Raw genomic sequence first — 19,151 nt, forward strand, 5'->3', positions numbered from 1 at the left:
GGCTCGCCGACGCACCGTCACAGCGACCGCACGAACTCCGCCACCACCGGCGCCAGCCCCGCGCCGATCTCGTCGGCCGGCCGGCGGGCACCCTTCACCTCGAAGGAATGACCGCCCCCGGGGATCCAGTGCACCCGCGCGTCCTGACACGACCCCACGACCTCGTCGAACTGCTCGCGCGGGTCGATGAACGGGTCGTTCTCGCCCTCGACGAACAGCTGCGGCAACCCGATCGCCGGCAGGTGCGCGCCGCGGGGCTTGTCGGCCCGCCCCGGCGCGTGCAGGGGGTAGCCGAGGTACGCGAGTCCGGCGGGAGAGATGACACCCTCGGCGGCGGCGACGGATGCCATGCGCCCGCCGTACGACTTGCCGACGGCCGCGTACGGTTCCGGAGCCGTCTCCGCGAGCCAGGCCCCCACGCCCGCCCACGTCGCCACGGCGTGCGCGGCGGGTCCCGGCATCCGTCGTCCGGCCTCCACGTAGGGGAAGACGAACCGCAGCACGGACACCCCGTCCGCGACGAGGGCGTCGGCGAGCCCGGCGAGGAAGGGGTGCTCCATGCCCGCGCCCGCGCCGTGCGCGAGCGCGACGGTGCTGTCGGATCCGGATGCCGGTGACCACAGCCCCGAGACCTCCGTCGCGCCGGCCGGGAGCTCGACGGCGATGCGGACCGCCTCGGTGGGAGGGGCTGCGTCGGCGCTCACCGCTCGGTCGGTCGCGAGCCGCGGTCGGTGCCGCTGGCGGTGGAGGCGTCAGCGTCGTCCGGGCGTGCGGCGGGCGTCGGCTCGTCGGCCGTCCTCTCCTCACCGTGCGTTCCTCGGTCGGCCGCCGCGTCACCCTGCGGCGTCGGCGCCTGCGGCGCGATGCGTTCGCCGTATCGCGGCGGTTCGTCGTCCGAGGGCGCCGCCGTCGGTGCGGGCGGCCGCGGCGGCGCGGCGGGAGCGCTCGAGCCGGGGGTCACGCGTTCGCCGTACCGCGGCGGGTCGGACGGCGACGCCGAGGGACGCGAGACGACCGTGCGCGGCGCGCCGGACGGACCCACGATCCCCCGAGCCTTGTGAACGCTCGTCGCCGCCACGCACACGTCGTAGTGATCGGCGGCGACCTGCATCACCGACGCGAAGTCGCGACGACGGCGCACGATCGAGTACGTGCCGAGGCTGAGGAGCATGCCGAGCGCCATGCCGACGAGCAGCACGCCGACGAACAGCGAGATCTGCAGGGTGGGCTGCCCGAGCACGAAGATGAAGGCGAACAGCAGTCCGAGCATGAGACCGTTCAGCGCGCCCGAGCGCGCGGCCGTGGCGTAGCCGAGACGACCGGTCACGCGTTCGATCGAGCGCAGCCCCGACCCCACGATCGCGATGTCGCGGGCGGGGACCTCTCCCGCGATGAGCGACGAGACGGCCTTCTGGGCCTGCTCGTACGTCGGGAACGAGGCGACCTTCTCGCCGACCTCGTCTCGACCGGCACCCGGGCGCTGCGCGAACATACTCATTTCACCATCCTGTCACGCGCGCCTGGGGCGTTCCGAGGTGTTGCGCATGAGGCGCGGACTACGCTGGACCGGTGAGCACGCAAAGGGTTTTCGTCGCCCGCTTGGCGGGCTGCACGGTGTTCGACCCGGCGGGCGACCGTCTGGGCAAGGTGCGCGACGTCGTGGTGATCTACCGCGCGTCGGCCGCACCGCGCGTCGTGGGCCTCGTCGTCGAGATCCCCGGGCGCCGACATGTGTTCGTGTCCATCGGACGCGTCACCTCGATACAGGCCGGTCAGGTCATCACGACCGGCCTCATCAACGTGCGTCGCTTCCAACAGCGCGGCGGCGAGGTGCGCGTCATGGCCGAGATGCTCGGCCGGCGCGTCAGCCTCGTCGACGGCTCGGGCGGCGCCGTGATCGAAGACGTCGCGATCGAGCGCAACCGCCTCGGCGAGTGGGACGTGGGGCAGCTGTTCCTGCGCCGCCCGCGCACGAGCGCGTCGCCCTTCGCGAAGGGGGCGACCACCTTCGCCGCGTGGGGCGAGGTGCGCGAGAACCAGACCCCCGGCGAGGCGCAGTCCGCCGAGCAGCTGGTCGCCACCTACTCCGAGCTCAAGCCCGCCGACCTCGCCAACACGCTCCTCGACCTGCCGGAGGAGCGCCTCATCGAAGTCGCCGAGGAGCTCAGCGACGACCGCCTCGCCGACGCCCTCGAAGAGATGCCCGAAGACGAGCAGGTGCACATCCTCGAGCAGCTCGGCGACGAGCGTGCCGCCGACATCCTGGATGCCATGGAGCCCGACGATGCGGCCGACCTCCTCGGTCAGCTCCCCGAGTCGCGCTCGGAGCAACTGCTCGACCTCATGGAACCGGAGGAGGCGGACGACGTCCGCGCCCTGCTGCAGTACGGCCCCGACACTGCCGGTGGTCTCATGACCCCCGAGCCCATCGTGCTGTCAGCGGATGCCACCGTGGCCGAGGCCCTGGCCCTCATCCGCCGTCACGAGCTGCACCCCGCCCTCGCGGCATCCGTCTTCATCACCCTCCCGCCCTACGAGACGCCCACGGGGCGTCTGCTGGGCACGGTGCACTTCCAGCGGATGCTGCGCTACCCGCCGCACGAGCGCCTCGGCGCGATCATCGACGACACGCTCGAGCCGGTCCCCTCCGACGCGACGGCGGCCGAGGTCGCACGCCTGCTCGCGAGCTACAACCTCGTCTCGCTCCCCGTCGTCGACCAGGCGCATCGCCTGGTGGGCTGCGTCAGCGTCGACGACGTGCTCGACTACCTGCTGCCCGACGACTGGCGCACGCACGACAGCGACGATCCGAAACCCCCGACCTCGGTCAGGCCCCTGCAGACGCAGAGCATCCCCACCCAGATCCCGCAGACCCCGAGGAGGCGCTGATGGCACGCAACAACAAGACGCCCGCCCTCGATGCGCCCCGCGGGCGCACCGGCGTGCTCGCCCCCCGCACCCCGCAGCCCTCCCGGGACCGCTTCGGTCGGTTCACCGAGTGGGTCGCGCGGGCCATGGGCACGCCCACGTTCCTTCTCTCGCTGACGATGTTCTGCGTGCTGTGGATGGGGTGGAACTCCATCGCCCCCGACGACTGGCGTTTCGACTCGGCCGCGATCGGGTTCACCGCGCTGACGCTGGTGCTGTCGCTGCAGGCGTCGTACGCCGCGCCGCTCATCCTGCTGGCCCAGAACCGTCAGGACGACCGCGACCGCGTGCAGATCGAGCAGGACCGCCAGCGCGCCGAGCGCAACCTCGCCGACACCGAGTACCTCGCACGCGAGATCGTCGCGCTGCGCATGGCGGTGAGGGACCTGACCGACGAGGTCATCACCAAGGACACGCTGCGCACCGAGCTGAAGGCCCTCCTGGAGCGCCTCGACGAGCAGCCCGACACGGGAGCGCGCCCGGCCTCGCCACGGGCGACCCCGTGACGGCCGAGCTGACCGCCCGGGTCCGCGACGCGGTGGCGGGCGTCACCGACCCGGAGCTGCGACGCCCCCTCGGCGAGCTCGACATGCTCCGCGACATCGCGGTGCGCGACGGTGTCGCCGAGGTCGGTATCGCCCTGACGATCGTGGGGTGCCCCGCCGCCGATCGCATCGAACGCGACGTCCGGGATGCCGCGGCCTCGGTCGCCGGGGTCGACGCGGTCGACGTGCGCGTCGGCGTCATGTCGCCCGACGAGCGCAAAGAGCTGACCGAGAAGCTGCGCGGTGGCCGCGCGAAGCGCGAGATGCCCTTCGGACCCGACTCCCTCACGCGCGTCATCGCCGTGACCAGCGGCAAGGGCGGCGTCGGGAAGTCGACGATCACCGCGAACCTCGCCGTCGCGCTCGCGGCGCGCGGCCTGCGGGTGGGTCTCATCGACGCCGACGTGCACGGGTTTTCGATCCCGGGTCTTCTCGGCCTCGTCGACACCGACGGCCTGCCGCCGGCACCGACCCGCCTCGACGACCTCATCCTGCCTCCCGTGGCGTACGGGGTGAAGGTCATCTCGATCGGCATGTTCCTCCGCCGCCCCGGAGAGGATGCCGCGGGCGCGGTCGCGTGGCGCGGTCCGATGCTGCACCGGACGGTGCAGCAGTTCCTCACCGACGTCTTCTTCGGCGACCTCGACGTGCTGCTGCTCGACATGCCGCCGGGGACGGGCGACGTGGCGATCTCGGTGGGGCAGCTGCTCCCCCACGCCGATGTGCTCGTGGTGACGACACCGCAGGCCGCCGCCGCCGAGGTGGCCGTTCGATCGGGGCTCGTGGCACGGCAGACCGGGCAGCGCCCGATCGGTGTGATCGAGAACATGGCCGCCATGACCCTCCCCGACGGAACCGTTCTGGATCTGTTCGGCGCGGGTGGCGGCGACGAGGTCGCCCGCGCGCTCTCGGACGAGGAGTCGTCGGTGCCGTTGCTGGCATCCGTCCCCCTCAGCCCGGCCCTGCGTTCGGGCGGCGACGACGGTCGACCCGTGGTGCTCTCGCAGCCCGACGACCCCGCCGCGCAGGCGATCGACGCCGCCGCCGCCGCGCTCGCCATCCGCCCCCGCGGTCTGGCGGGCAGGCCCCTGCGCCTGAACGTCTGACGGCTCTGCTCGGCGCGGTCGGGTGTCCGAATCTGTCGAAGCCACCGCCTCCACGCGCCCACGCCAGGTGGCTGAGCCCGTCGAAGCCACCGCCCCACAGCGGCACCGGTCCCTTCGACACGCTCCGGAACCTCCCTCACGAGCCCCGGCTCAGGTCGCTTCGTCGTCGAAGGGCGGGCGCTCGCCGGGCGCGAACGGCGGCACCGTCGGCTTCGGCTTCGCCGCGAGCGCGGCGGCGCCTGCCGCCCGCATGGTCGCCGTGGGAGTGTCGTCGAGCAACGCCTCGCGGATGATGCGCCGCGGGTCGTACTGACGCGGGTCGAGCTTCTTCCAGTCGACGTCGTCGAACTCGGGGCCCATCTCGTCGCGCATGCGCGTCCGGGCCCCCTGCAGCGTCTCTTTGGCGCGCTTGGTGAACTTGGCGAGCGTCTCCGCGTAGCGCGGGAGCCGCTCGGGGCCCACGAGGACGGCGGCGATCACGCCGATCAGCAGCAGCTTCTCGATCGTGAGGCCGAAGAACATGGCACCAGATTACCGGCCGCGCCTGGGGGGTGCGCACCCTTCGTCCGTCTAGCCTGAGTCGAGGAGGTCCACGTGAGCGGTCAACAGGCGAACGAACGGTTCGTGCAGGAGTCGACGGTCGAGCCCGAGCACATCGCTCGCGCCCGGGCGCACGCGCTCGAACTGGGCGCTGCGCCCGTGAGCCCCGCCGTCGGCGCACAGGCGGCCGTGATCTCGGCGGCGTCGCGCGCCCTGAACATCGTCGAGGTCGGAACCGGCGGCGGTGTCTCCGGACTCTGGCTGCTGCACGGCTCCCCGCGCGCGACGATCACGACCATCGACAGCGAGCCCGAGCACCTCGGCGCCGCCCGTCAGGCCTTCCTCGACGCGCGCGTGCCCGCAGCTCGCGCCCGCTTCATCACGGGCCGCGCCTCCGACGTCCTCCCGCGCATGAACGAGGCGTCGTACGACATCGTCTTCATCGACGCCGACCCCGAGGGCGTCATCGAATACGTGGAGTACGGTCTCCGCCTGGTGCGCGCCGGCGGAACGGTGCTCATCCCGCGCGTGCTCGCGGGTGGCGCGGTGGCCGATCCCGTTCGCCGTGACGCCGTGACCACGGCCTACCGCTCCCTGATCCAGGAGGTCCAGGCCTCCCCCGCCGTCATCGGCGCCCTCTCCACGACCGGCGAGGGCCTGCTGCAGCTCACGACGCGCCCGACCGACGCCTGAGGCCCCGCCGACACGACGTCGCCCCGCCGACACGACGAAGGCCGGCCCCCGTGGGGACCGGCCTTCGTGCGGAGATGTTCGTCAGGCGGCGCCGACGACACCGCCGAGCACGTCGTAGAGTTCCTTCGCCTCGGCGTCGTTCACCGAGACGACGAGACGCCCGCCGCCCTCGAGCGGCACGCGCACGATGATCAACCGGCCCTCCTTCACGGCCTCCATCGGTCCGTCGCCGGTACGCGGCTTCATGGCTGCCATCGCGGCCCCCTTTTCCTCGTTGGTCTGTGAAGTAGTTTACTGTGTCGGCGCGCGCGCTCGACGTATCGCCGTCCCCGCCCGTCATCTGCGCCGGCGCGGAACCGCGTTCAGGGGATCTGCCAGAAGGCGTTCCCCAGCGCGTACATGTTGTAGATCCACCACCACTGACCGAGCAGGGCCACGGCGAGCACGCCGAGGCGCCAGGCGCGAGAGCGCGGGATCGCGAGTGCCCCCCACAGCGGCGACACCGGGACCAGGAGGCGGAAGATGCTCGACTGCGGGAAGAACACCAGCAGCAGGTAGATCAGATAGCTCGCCGACCAGAGGCGCACCTCGATCCCGAGCGCACGCACCTGCGGCAGCACCACGAGCGCGACGGTGATGCCGCCGACGAGCAGCACGAGGGCGATCACGCCCGCGAGCGGCCCGAGCCCCCACTGGGTGAACCAGAACCGGGCCCCCTGCACCCACCCCTCCACGGGGACGAAGGTGCCGCCGGCATCCGCGATCCAGTTGCGGCGCCAGGCCAGCTCGGTCGCGAGGTAGGCGCTCGGTTGCCCGGTCACCACCGCCGCGATCGCCTGCCAGGCGAACCCCACCACGCTCGACAGCACGCCCAGCGCGACGACGTGCACGATCTCCGACACCGGAAGCGACTCGGCGCGGCGACGCAGGAAGCGATGGATGCCGTAGAGCCCGAGGAAGAGCGCGAAGGCCAGCGCACCGGGGCGCGTGAAGCCCATGACGGGCACGAGCACGTAGAGCCACCCCCACCGTCGCCGCTGGACGCACCACAGCGCCAGGAAGAGGAGGAAGAGGAAGAGCGCCTCCGCGTAGCCGACCTGGAACAGAGCGGCGAGCGGGCCGCTCGCGAAGAACACGACGGCCCACATCGCCGCGGATCCGCCGATCCGTTCGCGCAGGAGCGCATACAGCATGACGCTCGCGCCGTACCCCGCCGCCAGCGAGATCGCGACGGCTCCCGCGCCCCACGAACCGAGGAGCGACCCCAGGCCGGCGGAGAGGAAGGCGTACAGCGGCATGAACGCCCAGGCGTTCTCCGCCACGTCGCCCGTCGTGGTGATCGGCAGATGCTCGGGATACCCCGACACCGCCGCGAACCAGTACCACTGCGCATCCCACCCGAGGGCCAGGTCACCGAGCGACGGGGAGACGCCGTACCGCGAGCCCGGACCCGACAGGGCCGATGCGAGGAGGAAGAAGCCGGTGGTCACCAGCCGCGCCGCGACGTAGATCAGCGCGATACGTGCGGCGACGGGCAGACGCTCCCATGCGCGCACGGGAGCGGAGATCGTGGCCGCGGCGGTCACGACCCGCTCAGCCAGGCGCGCAGACCCCGCTCGACGGCATCGATCTGCGCGACCGGCACGCGCTCCTCGTCATGGTGCGCGAGGTGCGGGTCGCCGGGGCCGTAGTTGACGGCCGGGATGCCGAGGGCCGAGAACCGCGCCACGTCGGTCCAGCCGTACTTGGGCTTCGGCGTGGCGCCCACGGCTTCCACGAACTCCTTCGCGAGTTCCGCGTCGAGACCCGGTCGCGCCCCCTCGGCGATGTCGACGATCTCGACCTCGAAGCCGGTGAAGACATCGTGGACGACGCGCGACGCGGAGGCCGCGTCGCGGCTGGGAGCGAAGCGGTAGTTGACCTCGACCTCGCAGGCGTCGGGGATGACGTTGCCCGCGACGCCTCCCGTGATGCGGACCGCATTCAGCCCCTCGCGGTAGACGAGACCCTCGACCTCGATCTCACGGGCGCGGTACTCGGCGAGCCGGGCGAGGATAGGCGCCGCCTTGTGAATGGCGTTCTCGCCGATCCACGACCGGGCGCTGTGGGCCCGCACGCCGTCGGTACGGACGAGCGCGCGCAGCGTGCCGTTGCATCCGCCCTCGACCTCGCCGTTGCTCGGCTCGCCGAGGATCGCGAAGTCGCCCGCGAAGAGGTCGGGACGGTTGCGGGACAGGCGGCCGAGGCCGTTGAGCGAGGAGTCGACCTCTTCGTGGTCGTACCACATCCAGGTGATGTCGACCCCGGGCTCGGTGAGTTCGGCCGCCAGCTTCAGCTGCACCGCGACCCCGGCCTTCATGTCGACCGTGCCGCGTCCCCAGAGGTAGGCCTCGCCCTCGATCTCGCGCTCTTCGACGGGCAGGTTGCGGTTGATGGGAACGGTGTCGATGTGCCCGGCGATGACCACCCGGCGCTCACGACCCAGGGTGGTGCGAGCGACGATCGTGTCGCCGTCGCGGACGACGTCGAGGTGGTCGTGGGCGGAGACCGCGGCCTCGATCGCATCGGCCAGTGTGGTCTCGTCGCCCGACTCGCTGTGGATGTCGCAGATGGCCCGCGTGAGGGCGACGGAGGAGGAGGTCAGATCGAGCGCGGCCATGCCCCGATCATTTCACACGCGGTCCCGCCGGTAGCCTGGGCCTGTGAGCAACGAACGACGCATCAGCGCTGCCGGCCTCTCGACACGGACCACCGACGGGACGGTGCTCGACGCCTGGTTCCCGAACCCCGTCCTCGGCGACTCCGACGACCTGGATGCCGCCGTCGCGGCGTTGGAGCCCTCGGCCGGGGCGGACGAGCGACGCGATGTCGTCGTCGAGGCGATCGCCCTCACCATCGACGTCGATGCGGCCCCCGCCTCGACGGCTGACGCGTACCTCCGTCTGCACGCGCTGTCGCACCTGCTCGTGCGCCCCAACGAAATCAACCTCGACGGCATCTTCGGGCACCTCCCCAACGTCGCGTGGACCACCGCCGGCCCGATGCATCCCGAGACCGCGGCGCGCGCCCTCCCGCAGCTCAAGCGGCACGGCATCCAGCTCCAGGCGCTCGACAAGTTCCCGCGCCTCACCGACTACGTCCTGCCCGCGGGCGTCCGCATCGCCGACGCCTCGCGCGTGCGGCTCGGTGCGCACCTCTCCCCCGGCACGACCGTCATGCACGAGGGCTTCGTCAACTTCAACGCCGGCACGCTCGGCTCGTCGATGATCGAAGGCCGCGTCTCGCAGGGCGTCGTGATCGGCGACGGCACCGACATCGGCGGCGGCGCCTCGATCATGGGCACCCTGTCGGGCGGAGGAACGCACCGCGTCTCGATCGGGGCGCGCACGCTCCTCGGCGCGAACGCGGGCATCGGCATCTCGCTCGGCGACGACTGCGTCGTCGAGGCCGGCCTCTACGTCACGGCCGGAACGAAGGTGCGCGTCGGCGACGAGACGGTCAAGGCCGGCGAGCTGTCGGGCCGCGACGGCATCCTGTTCCGCCGCAACTCCCTCACCGGCGCCGTCGAGGCGTCGGCCCGCGCCGGTGTCGGTGTCACCCTGAACGAGGCGCTGCACGCCTGACCCGGGCCGGGCAGCCGGAGCCGCACCGCTCGCGCAGCCCGGCCCCGCCCCATTCCAAAGGGGGCGGGGCCGGCCGCGGTGATACCGATCAGCGCAGGTGCTGCTCGTCGAGTTCGAGCGGGTCGGCGGCATCCGTGCCGTTCTCCTCGATGGAGCGTGGCGGCCAGGTGCGGAACACGAGCACGGCACCCACGCCCGCGATCAGAACCGTCACCAGGGGGCGAGCGATGTCAGGACGCCCGCGTCCACCTCGGTCAGGGCGATTCCCACCGCGGCCGCCACGATCCACACGATCGCGACGGGGGTGATGGTCGACAGTCGGTCCCGGCGTACCTCGGGCAGCGATCGCGACCCGCGCCTTGCCCTCCACATGAACGCTGTTCATCGGCAGAAACACCCCGTTCCCGCGTTTCTGCACACGGATGCCGTTTATGCCCGCTGTCGCGGCCACTGAACCGCCGGAAGCCCAGCCCGCCCAGCAGAACGCCCCGCCCCTCGAGAGAGGGACGGGGCGTTCCGCATGCCGGTCAGACGCCGGGGTAGTTCCGCTCCGCGGCACCCGTGTACAGCTGCTGCGGGCGGCCGATCTTCGTCTGCGGGTCGGTGATGGCCTCACGCCACTGCGCGAGCCAGCCCGGCAGGCGCCCGATGGCGAACAGCACGGTGAACATGCGGGTCGGGAAGCCCATCGCCTTGTAGATCACGCCGGTGTAGAAATCGACGTTCGGGTACAGGCGACGCTCCTTGAAGTAGTCGTCCTGCAGCGCGATCTGCTCGAGCTCCTTCGCGAGGTCGAGGAGCGGGTCGCTGACGCCCAGGGCCTCGAGGACCTCGTCGGCGGCCTCCTTGACGAGCTTGGCGCGCGGGTCGTAGTTCTTGTAGACCCGGTGGCCGAAGCCCATGAGCTTGACGCCCTCTTCCTTGTTCTTCACCCGCTCGACGAAGCGCTCGACGCTCTCGCCGGAATCGCGGATACGGCCGAGCATCTGCAGCACGGCCTCGTTCGCGCCGCCGTGCAGCGGGCCGGAGAGGGCCTGGATGCCGGCGGAGATCGACGCGAACTGGTTCGCCCCGGTCGAGCCGACAAGACGCACCGTCGAGGTCGAGGCGTTCTGCTCGTGGTCGGCGTGCAGCATGAGAAGAAGGTCGAGCGCCTTCGTCATGACGGGGTTGACCTGGTAGATCTCGCTCAGCACACCGAAGTTGAGCTTGAGGAAGTTGTCGACGAAGCCGAGCGAGTTGTCGGGGTACAGGAACGCCTGGCCGATGCTCTTCTTGTGCGCGTAGGCCGCGATCACCGGGAGCTTGGCGAGCATGCGCACGGTGTTGAGCTCGACGTGCTCGGGGTTGTGCGGGTCGGACTCGGCCTCGTAGTAGGTCGAGAGCGCGGCGGTCGCGGCCGACAGCACCGACATGGGATGCGCGGTCGGCGGCAGCGCCGAGAAGAAGCGCTTGAGGTCTTCGTGCAGGAGCGTGTGACGGCGGATGCGCTCGTCGAACGACGCCAGCTCGGATGCCGAGGGCAGCTCGCCGTAAATCAGCAGCCAGGCGACCTCGAGGTAGGTGCTGTTCTTCGCCAGCTGCTCGATCGGGTACCCGCGGTAGCGCAGGATCCCCTGGTCGCCGTCGATGAAGGTGATGTCCGACTTCGTCGACGCGGTGTTGACGAAGCCGTAGTCGAGGGTGGTGTGCCCCGTCTGCTTCGTCAGCGACGCGATGTCGATGCTCGGGACGCCGTCGGTGCCTCGCAGGACCGGGAATTCGGCGGTGGAGCCCCCTACCGTCAGAGTGGCCTTGTCCTGCTGCGTGCCCGCGTCGCTCACCGCGCCTCCTTGCGATTTCTGGTCGCCCATGTGGTCGATCGCGGGAGCGGCGGCACCCGCGGTCTTCTCAACCGGTGGATGCCACGGGTATGGCCTCCGGGTCGGCACGCGCACGGAAGGTACCCGGACACAGTGCTTTTACAGCCTAGTAGGCACGCCGACGTACAGATGACACCGCTAAAGGATCCCCCCATCGAATGGAGGGATCCTCCTGATCAGCGCACCGGATGCCGTCCATCACGACGCTGCAGCCCGGGCGGGTCGGCCGGCAGCGCTCGTGGACGAGTCACCGCCCCGGCAGCTCGCCGGCTCCCGGCTCGCTCAGCCTGCCAGGCGCTCCGCCGCCGCGGCGATCCGCTCGTCCGTCGCCGTCAACGAGAACCGCACGTGGTTCGGGAAGTGCGTGCCGTAGAAATGCCCCGGCCCCGCGAGGATGCCGAGGTCGGCCAGACGCCCGACGCTCTCCCACGCGTCGCGACCCTCGGTCGCCCAGAGGTACAACCCGCCCTCGCTGTGGTCGATCGTGAACCCGGCCGCCTCGACGGCGGGCTTGAGCACTGCCCGACGTCGGGCGTAGCGCTCGCGCTGCTCCTCGACGTGGGCGTCGTCGCCCAGGGCGACGGTCATCGCGCGCTGCACGGGCGCCGGGGGCATGAGGCCCAGGTGCTTGCGGCCGGTCAGCAGGCGCGTGACGAGCGCGGGGTCGCCGGCGAGGAACGCCGCGCGGTACCCCGCGAGGTTCGACTGCTTGCTGAGCGAGTACACCGACAGCACCCCGGTGAGGTCATCGCCCACGACGGCAGGGTCGAGCAGGCTGGGCACGCGCTGCGCGTCCCACGGCGCCTCCCAGCCCAGCTCGGCGTAGCACTCGTCGGAGGCGAGGACGGCTCCGAGTTCGCGCGCCCGATGCACGGCATCCCGGAGCTCGGCGACGGAGAGCACGCGCCCGTCGGGGTTTCCCGGTGAGTTGATCCAGACGAGCCGCGTGTTCTCCGGCCATTCCTGCGGATCGTCGGATGCCACGGCCTCGGCGCCGACGAGACGGGCGCCGACCTCGTACGTGGGGTAGGCGGCGCGCGGGTGCACGACCGCATCGCCCGGACCGAGGTCGAGCAGCAGCGGCAGCAGGGCCACGAGCTCCTTCGACCCCACGGTCGGGAGCACGTGCGTTGCATTCAGTGCGGGAACCCCGCGCCGGCGGTGATACCACTCCGCGATGGCCTCGCGCAGCGCGGGCGTCCCCGCGGTCTGCGGGTAGGCGTGCGCGTCGGTCGCATCGGCGAGGGCATCGGCGATGACGGTGGGCGTCGGATCGACGGGTGAACCGATCGACAGGTCAACGATCCCGTCAGGATGCCGTCGCGCACGCTCCGCGTAGGGGGCGACCGCGTCCCAGGGGTAGTCGGCGAGGTCGGCGACGCCCACGGCTCAGTGACTCTGCGGGGGCAGCGACGACACGACCGGGTGATCCTTGGCGATCACGCCGACCTTGGCCGCGCCACCGGGAGATCCGATGTCGTCGAAGAACTCGACGTTGGCCTTGTAGTAGTCGGACCACTCCTCGGGCAAGTCGTCCTCGTAGTAGATCGCCTCGACGGGGCAGACCGGCTCGCACGCACCGCAGTCGACGCATTCGTCGGGGTGGATGTAGAGCGACCGCTCGCCTTCGTAGATGCAGTCGACCGGACACTCGTCGATGCAGGCGCGGTCTTTCACATCGACACACGGGAGGGCGATCACGTAAGTCACGCGCCCAGTCTAATCGCGCTGCGGCGCACGGCCCTTCCGCCGAGCCGCGGACCTATGATCCGCTGGTACGAGCCGGGGCCGGGAGCCGGGAGAAGTCGGGCCACAACGCCACGAGCACCATGAGCGCGGGACCCACGACCGTCCACACGAGTGGGATCCACTCGGTCCCCGCGGTCGGGGCGGCCACGATCGCCGATCCGCCGGGGCCGACCTGCGAGAACACGTAGGTCGCGAGTGTGATGCCGAGCCCACCGGCCAGGGCGTTCACGCGGTCTCCCGTGAGGGTGCGCAGCGCGATGAGCAGGGCGGCGCTGCCGACCGTCGCCAGCAGCAGGCCCACGGGGACCGGACCGAGGAGGAACGCCTGCGTCACCGTGCCGGCCGCGCCGTAGAAGGCACCGATCGCCGCCGCGACGATCCAGCCGACGACGCGGAGAATGCCGTACTTCACGAGTCCGATCCTACGGTCGCCGCCGATGGCGCGGCTGTGAGCACGGTCGCCCCCTGCCGCCACGGAGTACGAAGACGGAGAGCCCGCGTCGACCTGCTCGGCAGAACGACCCGCGCCGAACGCCCTGCCGTCGTCGATGCGAACGACGTGCTGCGGGTGAAACCGCCGGGTCCGCCTCGGCTCTCGTGGGTGAACCCGCATCGGAGGAGGACGCGTCGATGTCGCGAAAACGTCGCCAATACATGCTCACCCCGCCCCTTCCGGCCTCCCGACCCCGTCCGGGAACCCTCGGGCGAGCGGCACGCTGTTGCCATCGCTGTCGCCATGACCTAAGGACCCTGATGAGTTCTCTCTCGCCCACGCCACCTTCTCCCTCACCCGACGCGCCCACGCAGGCCGCGCGGAGCGTCTCGCGCCGCACGCTCATCGCGGGAAGCGCCTGGGCCGTTCCCGCCATCGTCACGGCGACTGCGGTCCCCGCGGCCGCGGCGGCGTCGGATGGCGCGCCGATCGACAGTCTCAACATGAACGTCGGCCGCCTCGAAGCCGGCGGGTCTGCGCCGGTTGAGGTGCTCGTGCGGGACGCGAACTACTCCCCGAAGGTCGGGGTCCTCGTAACGTTCTCGTCGTCGGCGAACGTGACCATCTCCCCGACATCGACCCTCACCGACAGCGATGGATTCGCACGGGCGACCGTGACATCGACGTCGGTGTGGGAGCGGCCCGGCTCCGGCACCTCGGAAACCGCGCAGGTGACGGACAAGGGCAACACCCGCACCATCGGGGTCGGTGCGGTGATCGGCGGAGCGAACGCCTACGGCGTGGGAGACAACGCGAAGAGTCACCTCGGCACCGGGTCGACCGATGCGTACGGGGCGACTGCCGCTCAGCTTGCGCGGAAGTTCTACTCCACCCTCGAATCCGTCGTCTCGGGAGCCGACTTCACGCTCGCCTGGAGTGCCGAGGGCAACGTCATCTCGGTCATCGGCGCCAACGACCGGGGGCAGCTCGGTCTCGGCGACACGCGGGACCGGTCGGAGTGGGAACAGGTCGGCGGCAACTGGGACGACGACCCGTCGCAGCGACCGTGGTGGGGAAAGTCGGACGATACGGCCACAGTGCAGATCGCCGCGGGGCGTCAATCCGCGTACGTGCTGCTGGCGAACGGAGACGTGTACGCCTGGGGGGCGAACGAAGCCGGCCAGCTCAACGTCGCCAACACGACCGACAAGCTCGAGCCGGCGCTCGTCGCGAGGAACGCGGCGGCGATCGCGGCGGGAGACGATTTCCTGATCACGCTCGATCGCGGAGGGAAGATCACGACGGCCGGCAGCAACGACCACGGCCAGCGCGGCGACATCAGCCTCCGCGACCACTCGGGCATCGTGCAGGTCGCGGCAGGGGACAAGACCGGGTACGCCCTCACCGACGACGGCAAGGTGCTCGTGTGGGGAAGCAACGACAAGGGCCAGCGAGGCCTGGATTTCGGAGAAACACCAGATGAAGAGATCAACTGGTCGACGGGGTCGAGCTTCGCGGCCATCAGCGGCGTGATTCGCATCGCCGCCGGACATCAGAGCGTCTACGCCCTGCGGTCCGACGGCACCGTCTGGGCCTGGGGTCGCAACAACGTGGGGCAGCTGGGCGACGGGACGACGACCAACCGGAGCACGCCCGTGCAGGTCACCGGCCTGCAGAACGTGGTCGAGATCGCCGCGAACGGGGAGAGCGCGCGTGCCCTGTTGTCGAATGGCGAGATCCGCTCCTGGGGTGGCAACGGCGCGGGCGTTCTCGGAGACGGGTCGACGGCCAACCGTACGACCCCCGTCACGACGACGGGCACGCAGAACGTCGCACGACTCGGGGCCTCGTCGAGCACCGGCACCGCGGCGTACCTGCTCACCGAGGACCGCCGCGTGCAGTTCGACTTCACGGACCCGCAGTACCTGACGGCTGGTGAGGAGACGTGGCTGAACGCGAAGGTGGCGTCCCCCACGGGTGCTCCGGTCTCCGCGAGGGGTATCGCCTTCACCACGCGGGGAGCGACCGTGAACGGCGTGAACACGTCCAACGAGTCTGCCTCCGCGCGTGTGGAGGTCGAAGACGTCTGGACCACCCCCGGAACGGTGGTGCGTGCGGAGGCGAAGTCAGGCTTCGCCCGCGCGAGCCGACTCCTGAACGTTCGGGGCAGCAACGCCTACGCCGTGGGCGTCAACTTCCACGGGCAATTCGGCAATGGGCAGGAGGGGAACTGGCCATCGACGCCCGCCCAGCTCCCCCGAGTCTTCCCGATGCCCATCGTTCAGGTCGCCGCCGGCGAAGACTTCACCCTCGTCCTTCTCAGCGACGGCACCGTGTGGTCGGCCGGCGCCAACGACGCCGGGCAGCTCGCGGACGGCACGGGGCAGCGGAAGGCGAGGACCACGTGGGCCCGGGTGTCGGGCGTGGAAGGCATCGAGCAGATCGCAGCCGGAAAGGATTGGGCTCTGGCCCTCACTTCTGGCGCATACGGCGCACGCGTCTGGGCCTGGGGCCGGAACGCCTACGGCCAGATCGGGTCGGATCAGGTGTCGGACACATCCGTCTTCGACACTCCGACGCAGATCGATGGGCTGTACGACGTCGACCAGATCGCCGCCGGACGCTTCACCGCCTACGCGCGGATCGGCGGAACAGCCTACGCATGGGGCCGTAACGACCTCCGGCAGATGGGGGCGGGGTGGGGCGATGACTACCGGTCGACACCGCGGCAGGTGCAGAATCTGACGAACATCGTCCAGCTGACGGCCGCAGGCTCGTCTGCCCACGTGATCCTCGACAACGGGGAGGTATGGGGCTGGGGTGACAACTCCCAGGGGCAGCTCGGAGTCGACAATTCCGTCACTCCCGCCGGCTTCTTCGGCGAACCGCTGAAGGTCAACGGCCTGACGGACAAAGCGGCGCAGATCGCTTGCGCATTCGACACGGTCTTCATCCGGACGACCGGCGGCGAGGTGCGGTCGCTGGGGTCTAACGCCCACGGTCGACTCGGAACCGGCGTTTCGGACACAACCTTGACGATGTCCTCTGCACCCCAGAAGGTCACCGGTCTCACCGACATCGTCGACATCTCCGCCAGCGTCGCAAGCGGATACGCGCTGACGCCGGCCGGAACGGTGATGTCGTGGGGCGCTAACGGCGATGGCCAGCTCGGCGACGGAACTCACACCGACTCAGCGACCCCGGTCGCCATGACCTCGATCGCGGGTGTCATCGCGCAGATTTCGCCGGCGAGCCCGGCGTCGTTCGCGGTCTTCCCGCGCCACGCCTCGTGAAATCAGTCACGAGGCGCGTGGTGTCGGCGCGTCTGGTGCCGTCGACGGTTCCGAACGGCAGTAGTTTCCGCCGCCGTCGGCACCGGACGCGAGCCGGCGGCAACAGGCACGCGCGCCCCGCACGACTCGTCCGTTAGCGCTTCCCTGTCAGGCGCCAGCGCCGCTCCACGGTCACCGGGTCTGCAGAAGAGACAGACGAGGGGCGGATGCTGCGGCATCCGCCCCTCGCTCGTGGCACCTGCCGCGGCTTCGTCCGGCTCGGCGTTGTCGCCTCACGGCACCCCACACATCATCGGGGCCCGGAGAACCCCCGTTGATCCACCCGCGGGTCGTCACGACGCCCAGCCCGTTGCGCGCAGCAACGCCGCTGTCACCGCAGCGCCCACGACCACGACGAGGAACGGGGCACGCGCCCAGAGCAGCAACGCCGCGACGTCGGCAGTCGGCCAACGGGCCGCTCGCCGGTGCAGCGAGGCGAACACGGGCTCACGCGGGCCGCGAAAAAGCCACCCGGGTGGCGAACAGACCACGACGGCGGGGAGGGCGGAGGGTGACTTTGCGTCGCGTGAGGATGAAGACCCCGGTGAGGCATTCCCGGGACACTCCGCCGGAGCGGCGCAGGAGCACCGACGAATCAGGGCGAGAAGCGCATCGTTTCGCGCCGCCACCCCCGGCTGACACCCCCACGCATGCATACATTTCGCCAGGACCGCGGTGCCGGCAACCGCCTCGGAAGCATCCGATCAGCCTCCATCCTCGATGGCACCGGCCACATGTCGGAATCCGCTTCCTCTCTTCACGCAGACCCCTCGACGAAGGACACGCCACGATGCCCATCGCCCCCTCGACTTCTTCCGCCGCCTCGACTGTCGAGCCCGTGCGGCCGTCACGTCGCGCGGTCATCGCTGGCAGCGCCTGGGCTGTTTCTCTGATCGTCACCGCGACAGCGGTGCCCGCCTTCGCCGCCGCCTCCGGCATTCCTGTCGTCACCGCGTCGACGCCGACCGGCAGCGGCCCGGCCGCCGGAGACGTGATCATCACCGTGACCGTCACCGATACCTCTGGCACTCCTCTGTCGGGCCGCGCCGTGTCGTTCACCGGGCCGTCCGGGGTGTCCTTCTCCCCTGCGAATCCCACGACGGACGAATCCGGGGTCGCGACCTCGACGATGACCACCAGCAACACCTGGGCGAAGCCCGGCAGCAGCGTCACCGTCACCGCGCTCGTCAACGGGGCCAGCGGCACGGTCACCGTCACGCAGCTCGGCGCGAACGCGTACGTCGTCGGCAGCAATGCCTCCGGCAAGGCCGGCGTCCCGTCCGGGGTCGACACCGGCACCCCCGTGCAACCGGCACTGGCGTTCTCCTCCCCCATCCGTTCGGTCGCCTCAGGAACACAGTTCTCCCTCGCTCTGCTGGAAGACGGAACAGTGTGGGCGGTGGGCGACAACACCTACGGCCAGCTCGCCGACGGCACGACGACCTCACGCTCGACGTGGGACAGGATCACGGGCCTGTCGGGCGTCGTCGCTCTTGCCGCCGGAGATGTCGCCGGTGTCGCCCTCCTGTCCGACGGAACGATCCGCACGTGGGGCGACAACAGCGTCGGTCAGCTCGGCGACGGCAGCGACGTCGCGTTCAGCACCACGTTAGTCACCGTTCTCGGCATCGACAGCGCGGTGTCCGTCGCCGTCGGAAACAACAACGCCTACGCGGCTCTCGCAGACGGCACGGTTCGCGCGTGGGGCGACAACGACTACGGTCAACTCGGCGACGGGACGACAACGCACAGCAGTACTCCTGTGGTGGTGACCGGGATATCCTCCGCCGTCCAGGTGGCCTCGGGCGCGGTCAGCGCCTATGCGCTGCTGACCAACGGAGAGATCCGCGCGTGGGGCAGCAATGACCGCGGCCGCCTGGGCGACGGCACCACCACGAACAGCAGCATCCCCGTTTCCGTCTCCGGCATCACTTCCGCGGTGCAGATCAGCGGTGGGTTCGTATGCGCTTACGCTCGCCTCGGTGACGGAACCGTCATGTCGTGGGGTGGCAACGACAGCGGTCAGCTCGGCGTGGGAACGTCGAGCTGGAGCGACGCCACCAGCGTTCCCGTGAGCGTTCCAGGGGTTTCGACGGCCGTCCAGATCTCCGCGGCCGCGCAGGGTGCCTACGCCCTGTGCAGCGACGGAACCATCTACGCATGGGGCTCCAACGCGGTGACGACGCCGACCACATCGCCCGTCGTGGTCACCGGCACGCAGAACGTCACACGACTCATGTTCGACGCCGGCATGTCATCGCAGAACACGCTGTTCCTGATCACCGGCGACCGCACCGTCTGACGCGGCGTTCGCGGCCCCGTGACCCATCGGGCCGCCTG

At 70.6% G+C, this 19,151-nt stretch carries 19 protein-coding genes and 1 pseudogene; 7 read left to right on the forward strand and 13 right to left on the reverse strand.

The window, feature by feature from the left end:
• Positions 1-17: 17 nt before the first annotated feature.
• Positions 18-704: an alpha/beta family hydrolase gene (locus AB0N82_RS13170; RefSeq protein WP_363392126.1), complete on the reverse strand. Its 687-nt coding sequence runs from the start codon at positions 702-704 to the stop codon at positions 18-20.
• Positions 701-1,498: a general stress protein gene (locus AB0N82_RS13175; RefSeq protein WP_315995383.1), complete on the reverse strand. Its 798-nt coding sequence runs from the start codon at positions 1,496-1,498 to the stop codon at positions 701-703. The genes AB0N82_RS13170 and AB0N82_RS13175 overlap by 4 nt, the downstream gene beginning before the upstream one ends.
• Before the next feature lie 71 nt (positions 1,499-1,569).
• On the opposite strand from AB0N82_RS13175, the gene AB0N82_RS13180 reads away from it, so the two are divergent.
• From AB0N82_RS13180 to AB0N82_RS13190, 3 genes are read left to right on the forward strand one after another with little or no spacing between them, the layout of a single operon-like run.
• A complete protein-coding gene (locus AB0N82_RS13180; RefSeq protein WP_315995382.1) occupies positions 1,570-2,889 on the forward strand; it encodes a CBS domain-containing protein in 1,320 nt (439 codons plus the stop codon).
• Positions 2,889-3,434 carry a DUF1003 domain-containing protein gene (locus AB0N82_RS13185; protein WP_315995381.1) on the forward strand — a complete coding sequence of 182 codons (546 nt, stop codon included), beginning with the start codon at positions 2,889-2,891 and terminating at the stop codon, positions 3,432-3,434. Before AB0N82_RS13180 ends, AB0N82_RS13185 begins: the two co-directional genes overlap by 1 nt.
• Positions 3,431-4,579 (forward strand): Mrp/NBP35 family ATP-binding protein, encoded by a 1,149-nt coding sequence (locus AB0N82_RS13190; RefSeq protein WP_363392129.1) that lies wholly within the window; start codon positions 3,431-3,433, stop codon positions 4,577-4,579. Before AB0N82_RS13185 ends, AB0N82_RS13190 begins: the two co-directional genes overlap by 4 nt.
• Before the next feature lie 150 nt (positions 4,580-4,729).
• Here AB0N82_RS13190 and AB0N82_RS13195 read toward each other — a convergent pair whose 3' ends face one another.
• Positions 4,730-5,101: a Sec-independent protein translocase TatB gene (locus AB0N82_RS13195; RefSeq protein WP_315995379.1), complete on the reverse strand. Its 372-nt coding sequence runs from the start codon at positions 5,099-5,101 to the stop codon at positions 4,730-4,732.
• Between the two features lie 72 nt (positions 5,102-5,173).
• Here AB0N82_RS13195 and AB0N82_RS13200 point away from each other — a divergent pair, with 72 nt between their 5' ends.
• Positions 5,174-5,812 carry a class I SAM-dependent methyltransferase gene (locus AB0N82_RS13200; RefSeq protein WP_315995378.1) on the forward strand — a complete coding sequence of 213 codons (639 nt, stop codon included), beginning with the start codon at positions 5,174-5,176 and terminating at the stop codon, positions 5,810-5,812.
• Between the two features lie 81 nt (positions 5,813-5,893).
• Here the strand turns inward: AB0N82_RS13200 and AB0N82_RS13205 are convergent, their stop codons facing one another.
• The 3 genes from AB0N82_RS13205 to dapE all read right to left on the reverse strand — a co-directional run bounded on the left by AB0N82_RS13205 (position 5,894) and on the right by dapE (position 8,471).
• Positions 5,894-6,067 (reverse strand): DUF3117 domain-containing protein, encoded by a 174-nt coding sequence (locus AB0N82_RS13205; protein ID WP_076490128.1) that lies wholly within the window; start codon positions 6,065-6,067, stop codon positions 5,894-5,896.
• A 107-nt stretch (positions 6,068-6,174) separates the two neighbouring features.
• Positions 6,175-7,398, reverse strand: coding sequence for a hypothetical protein (locus AB0N82_RS13210; protein WP_363392132.1), 1,224 nt, complete (start codon positions 7,396-7,398; stop codon positions 6,175-6,177).
• Positions 7,395-8,471, reverse strand: a complete 1,077-nt coding sequence (gene dapE / locus AB0N82_RS13215; RefSeq protein WP_363392134.1) for a succinyl-diaminopimelate desuccinylase — start codon at positions 8,469-8,471, stop codon at positions 7,395-7,397. Before dapE ends, AB0N82_RS13210 begins: the two co-directional genes overlap by 4 nt.
• Before the next feature lie 43 nt (positions 8,472-8,514).
• On the opposite strand from dapE, the gene dapD reads away from it, so the two are divergent.
• Positions 8,515-9,435: a 2,3,4,5-tetrahydropyridine-2,6-dicarboxylate N-succinyltransferase gene (gene dapD / locus AB0N82_RS13220; protein WP_363392136.1), complete on the forward strand. Its 921-nt coding sequence runs from the start codon at positions 8,515-8,517 to the stop codon at positions 9,433-9,435.
• A gap of 88 nt (positions 9,436-9,523) precedes the next feature.
• On the opposite strand, the gene AB0N82_RS13225 is transcribed toward dapD, so the two are convergent.
• The 6 genes from AB0N82_RS13225 to AB0N82_RS13250 all read right to left on the reverse strand — a co-directional run bounded on the left by AB0N82_RS13225 (position 9,524) and on the right by AB0N82_RS13250 (position 13,458).
• On the reverse strand, positions 9,524-9,649 hold the full coding sequence (locus AB0N82_RS13225; protein ID WP_363392138.1) for a hypothetical protein: 126 nt from the start codon (positions 9,647-9,649) through the stop codon (positions 9,524-9,526).
• Positions 9,646-9,807 (reverse strand): hypothetical protein, encoded by a 162-nt coding sequence (locus AB0N82_RS13230; RefSeq protein WP_363392140.1) that lies wholly within the window; start codon positions 9,805-9,807, stop codon positions 9,646-9,648. Before AB0N82_RS13230 ends, AB0N82_RS13225 begins: the two co-directional genes overlap by 4 nt.
• 155 nt (positions 9,808-9,962) lie before the next feature.
• On the reverse strand, positions 9,963-11,258 hold the full coding sequence (locus tag AB0N82_RS13235; RefSeq protein ID WP_315995373.1) for a citrate synthase: 1,296 nt from the start codon (positions 11,256-11,258) through the stop codon (positions 9,963-9,965).
• 321 nt (positions 11,259-11,579) lie between these two features.
• On the reverse strand, positions 11,580-12,683 hold the full coding sequence (gene dapC, locus AB0N82_RS13240; RefSeq protein WP_363392142.1) for a succinyldiaminopimelate transaminase: 1,104 nt from the start codon (positions 12,681-12,683) through the stop codon (positions 11,580-11,582).
• Positions 12,684-12,686: 3 nt separating this feature from the next.
• Positions 12,687-13,007 carry a ferredoxin gene (gene fdxA / locus AB0N82_RS13245; RefSeq protein WP_076676249.1) on the reverse strand — a complete coding sequence of 107 codons (321 nt, stop codon included), beginning with the start codon at positions 13,005-13,007 and terminating at the stop codon, positions 12,687-12,689.
• Positions 13,008-13,059: 52 nt separating this feature from the next.
• Positions 13,060-13,458, reverse strand: coding sequence for a DUF6113 family protein (locus tag AB0N82_RS13250; RefSeq protein ID WP_363392144.1), 399 nt, complete (start codon positions 13,456-13,458; stop codon positions 13,060-13,062).
• Between the two features lie 341 nt (positions 13,459-13,799).
• Here AB0N82_RS13250 and AB0N82_RS13255 point away from each other — a divergent pair, with 341 nt between their 5' ends.
• Entirely contained in the window at positions 13,800-16,772 is a 2,973-nt protein-coding gene (locus AB0N82_RS13255) for an Ig-like domain-containing protein (protein ID WP_363392146.1), read from the forward strand.
• Positions 16,773-17,104: 332 nt separating this feature from the next.
• Here AB0N82_RS13255 and AB0N82_RS13260 read toward each other — a convergent pair.
• A pseudogene (locus tag AB0N82_RS13260) lies at positions 17,105-17,206 on the reverse strand (AzlD domain-containing protein); the annotation flags it as partial.
• A 395-nt stretch (positions 17,207-17,601) separates the two neighbouring features.
• On the opposite strand from AB0N82_RS13260, the gene AB0N82_RS13265 reads away from it, so the two are divergent.
• Positions 17,602-19,113, forward strand: a complete 1,512-nt coding sequence (locus AB0N82_RS13265; RefSeq protein WP_363392148.1) for an Ig-like domain-containing protein — start codon at positions 17,602-17,604, stop codon at positions 19,111-19,113.
• Positions 19,114-19,151 lie beyond the last annotated feature (38 nt).

It is taken from the genome of Microbacterium sp. NPDC089186 (assembly GCF_040685115.1).
GTDB classification, from domain to species: domain Bacteria; phylum Actinomycetota; class Actinomycetes; order Actinomycetales; family Microbacteriaceae; genus Microbacterium; species Microbacterium galbum.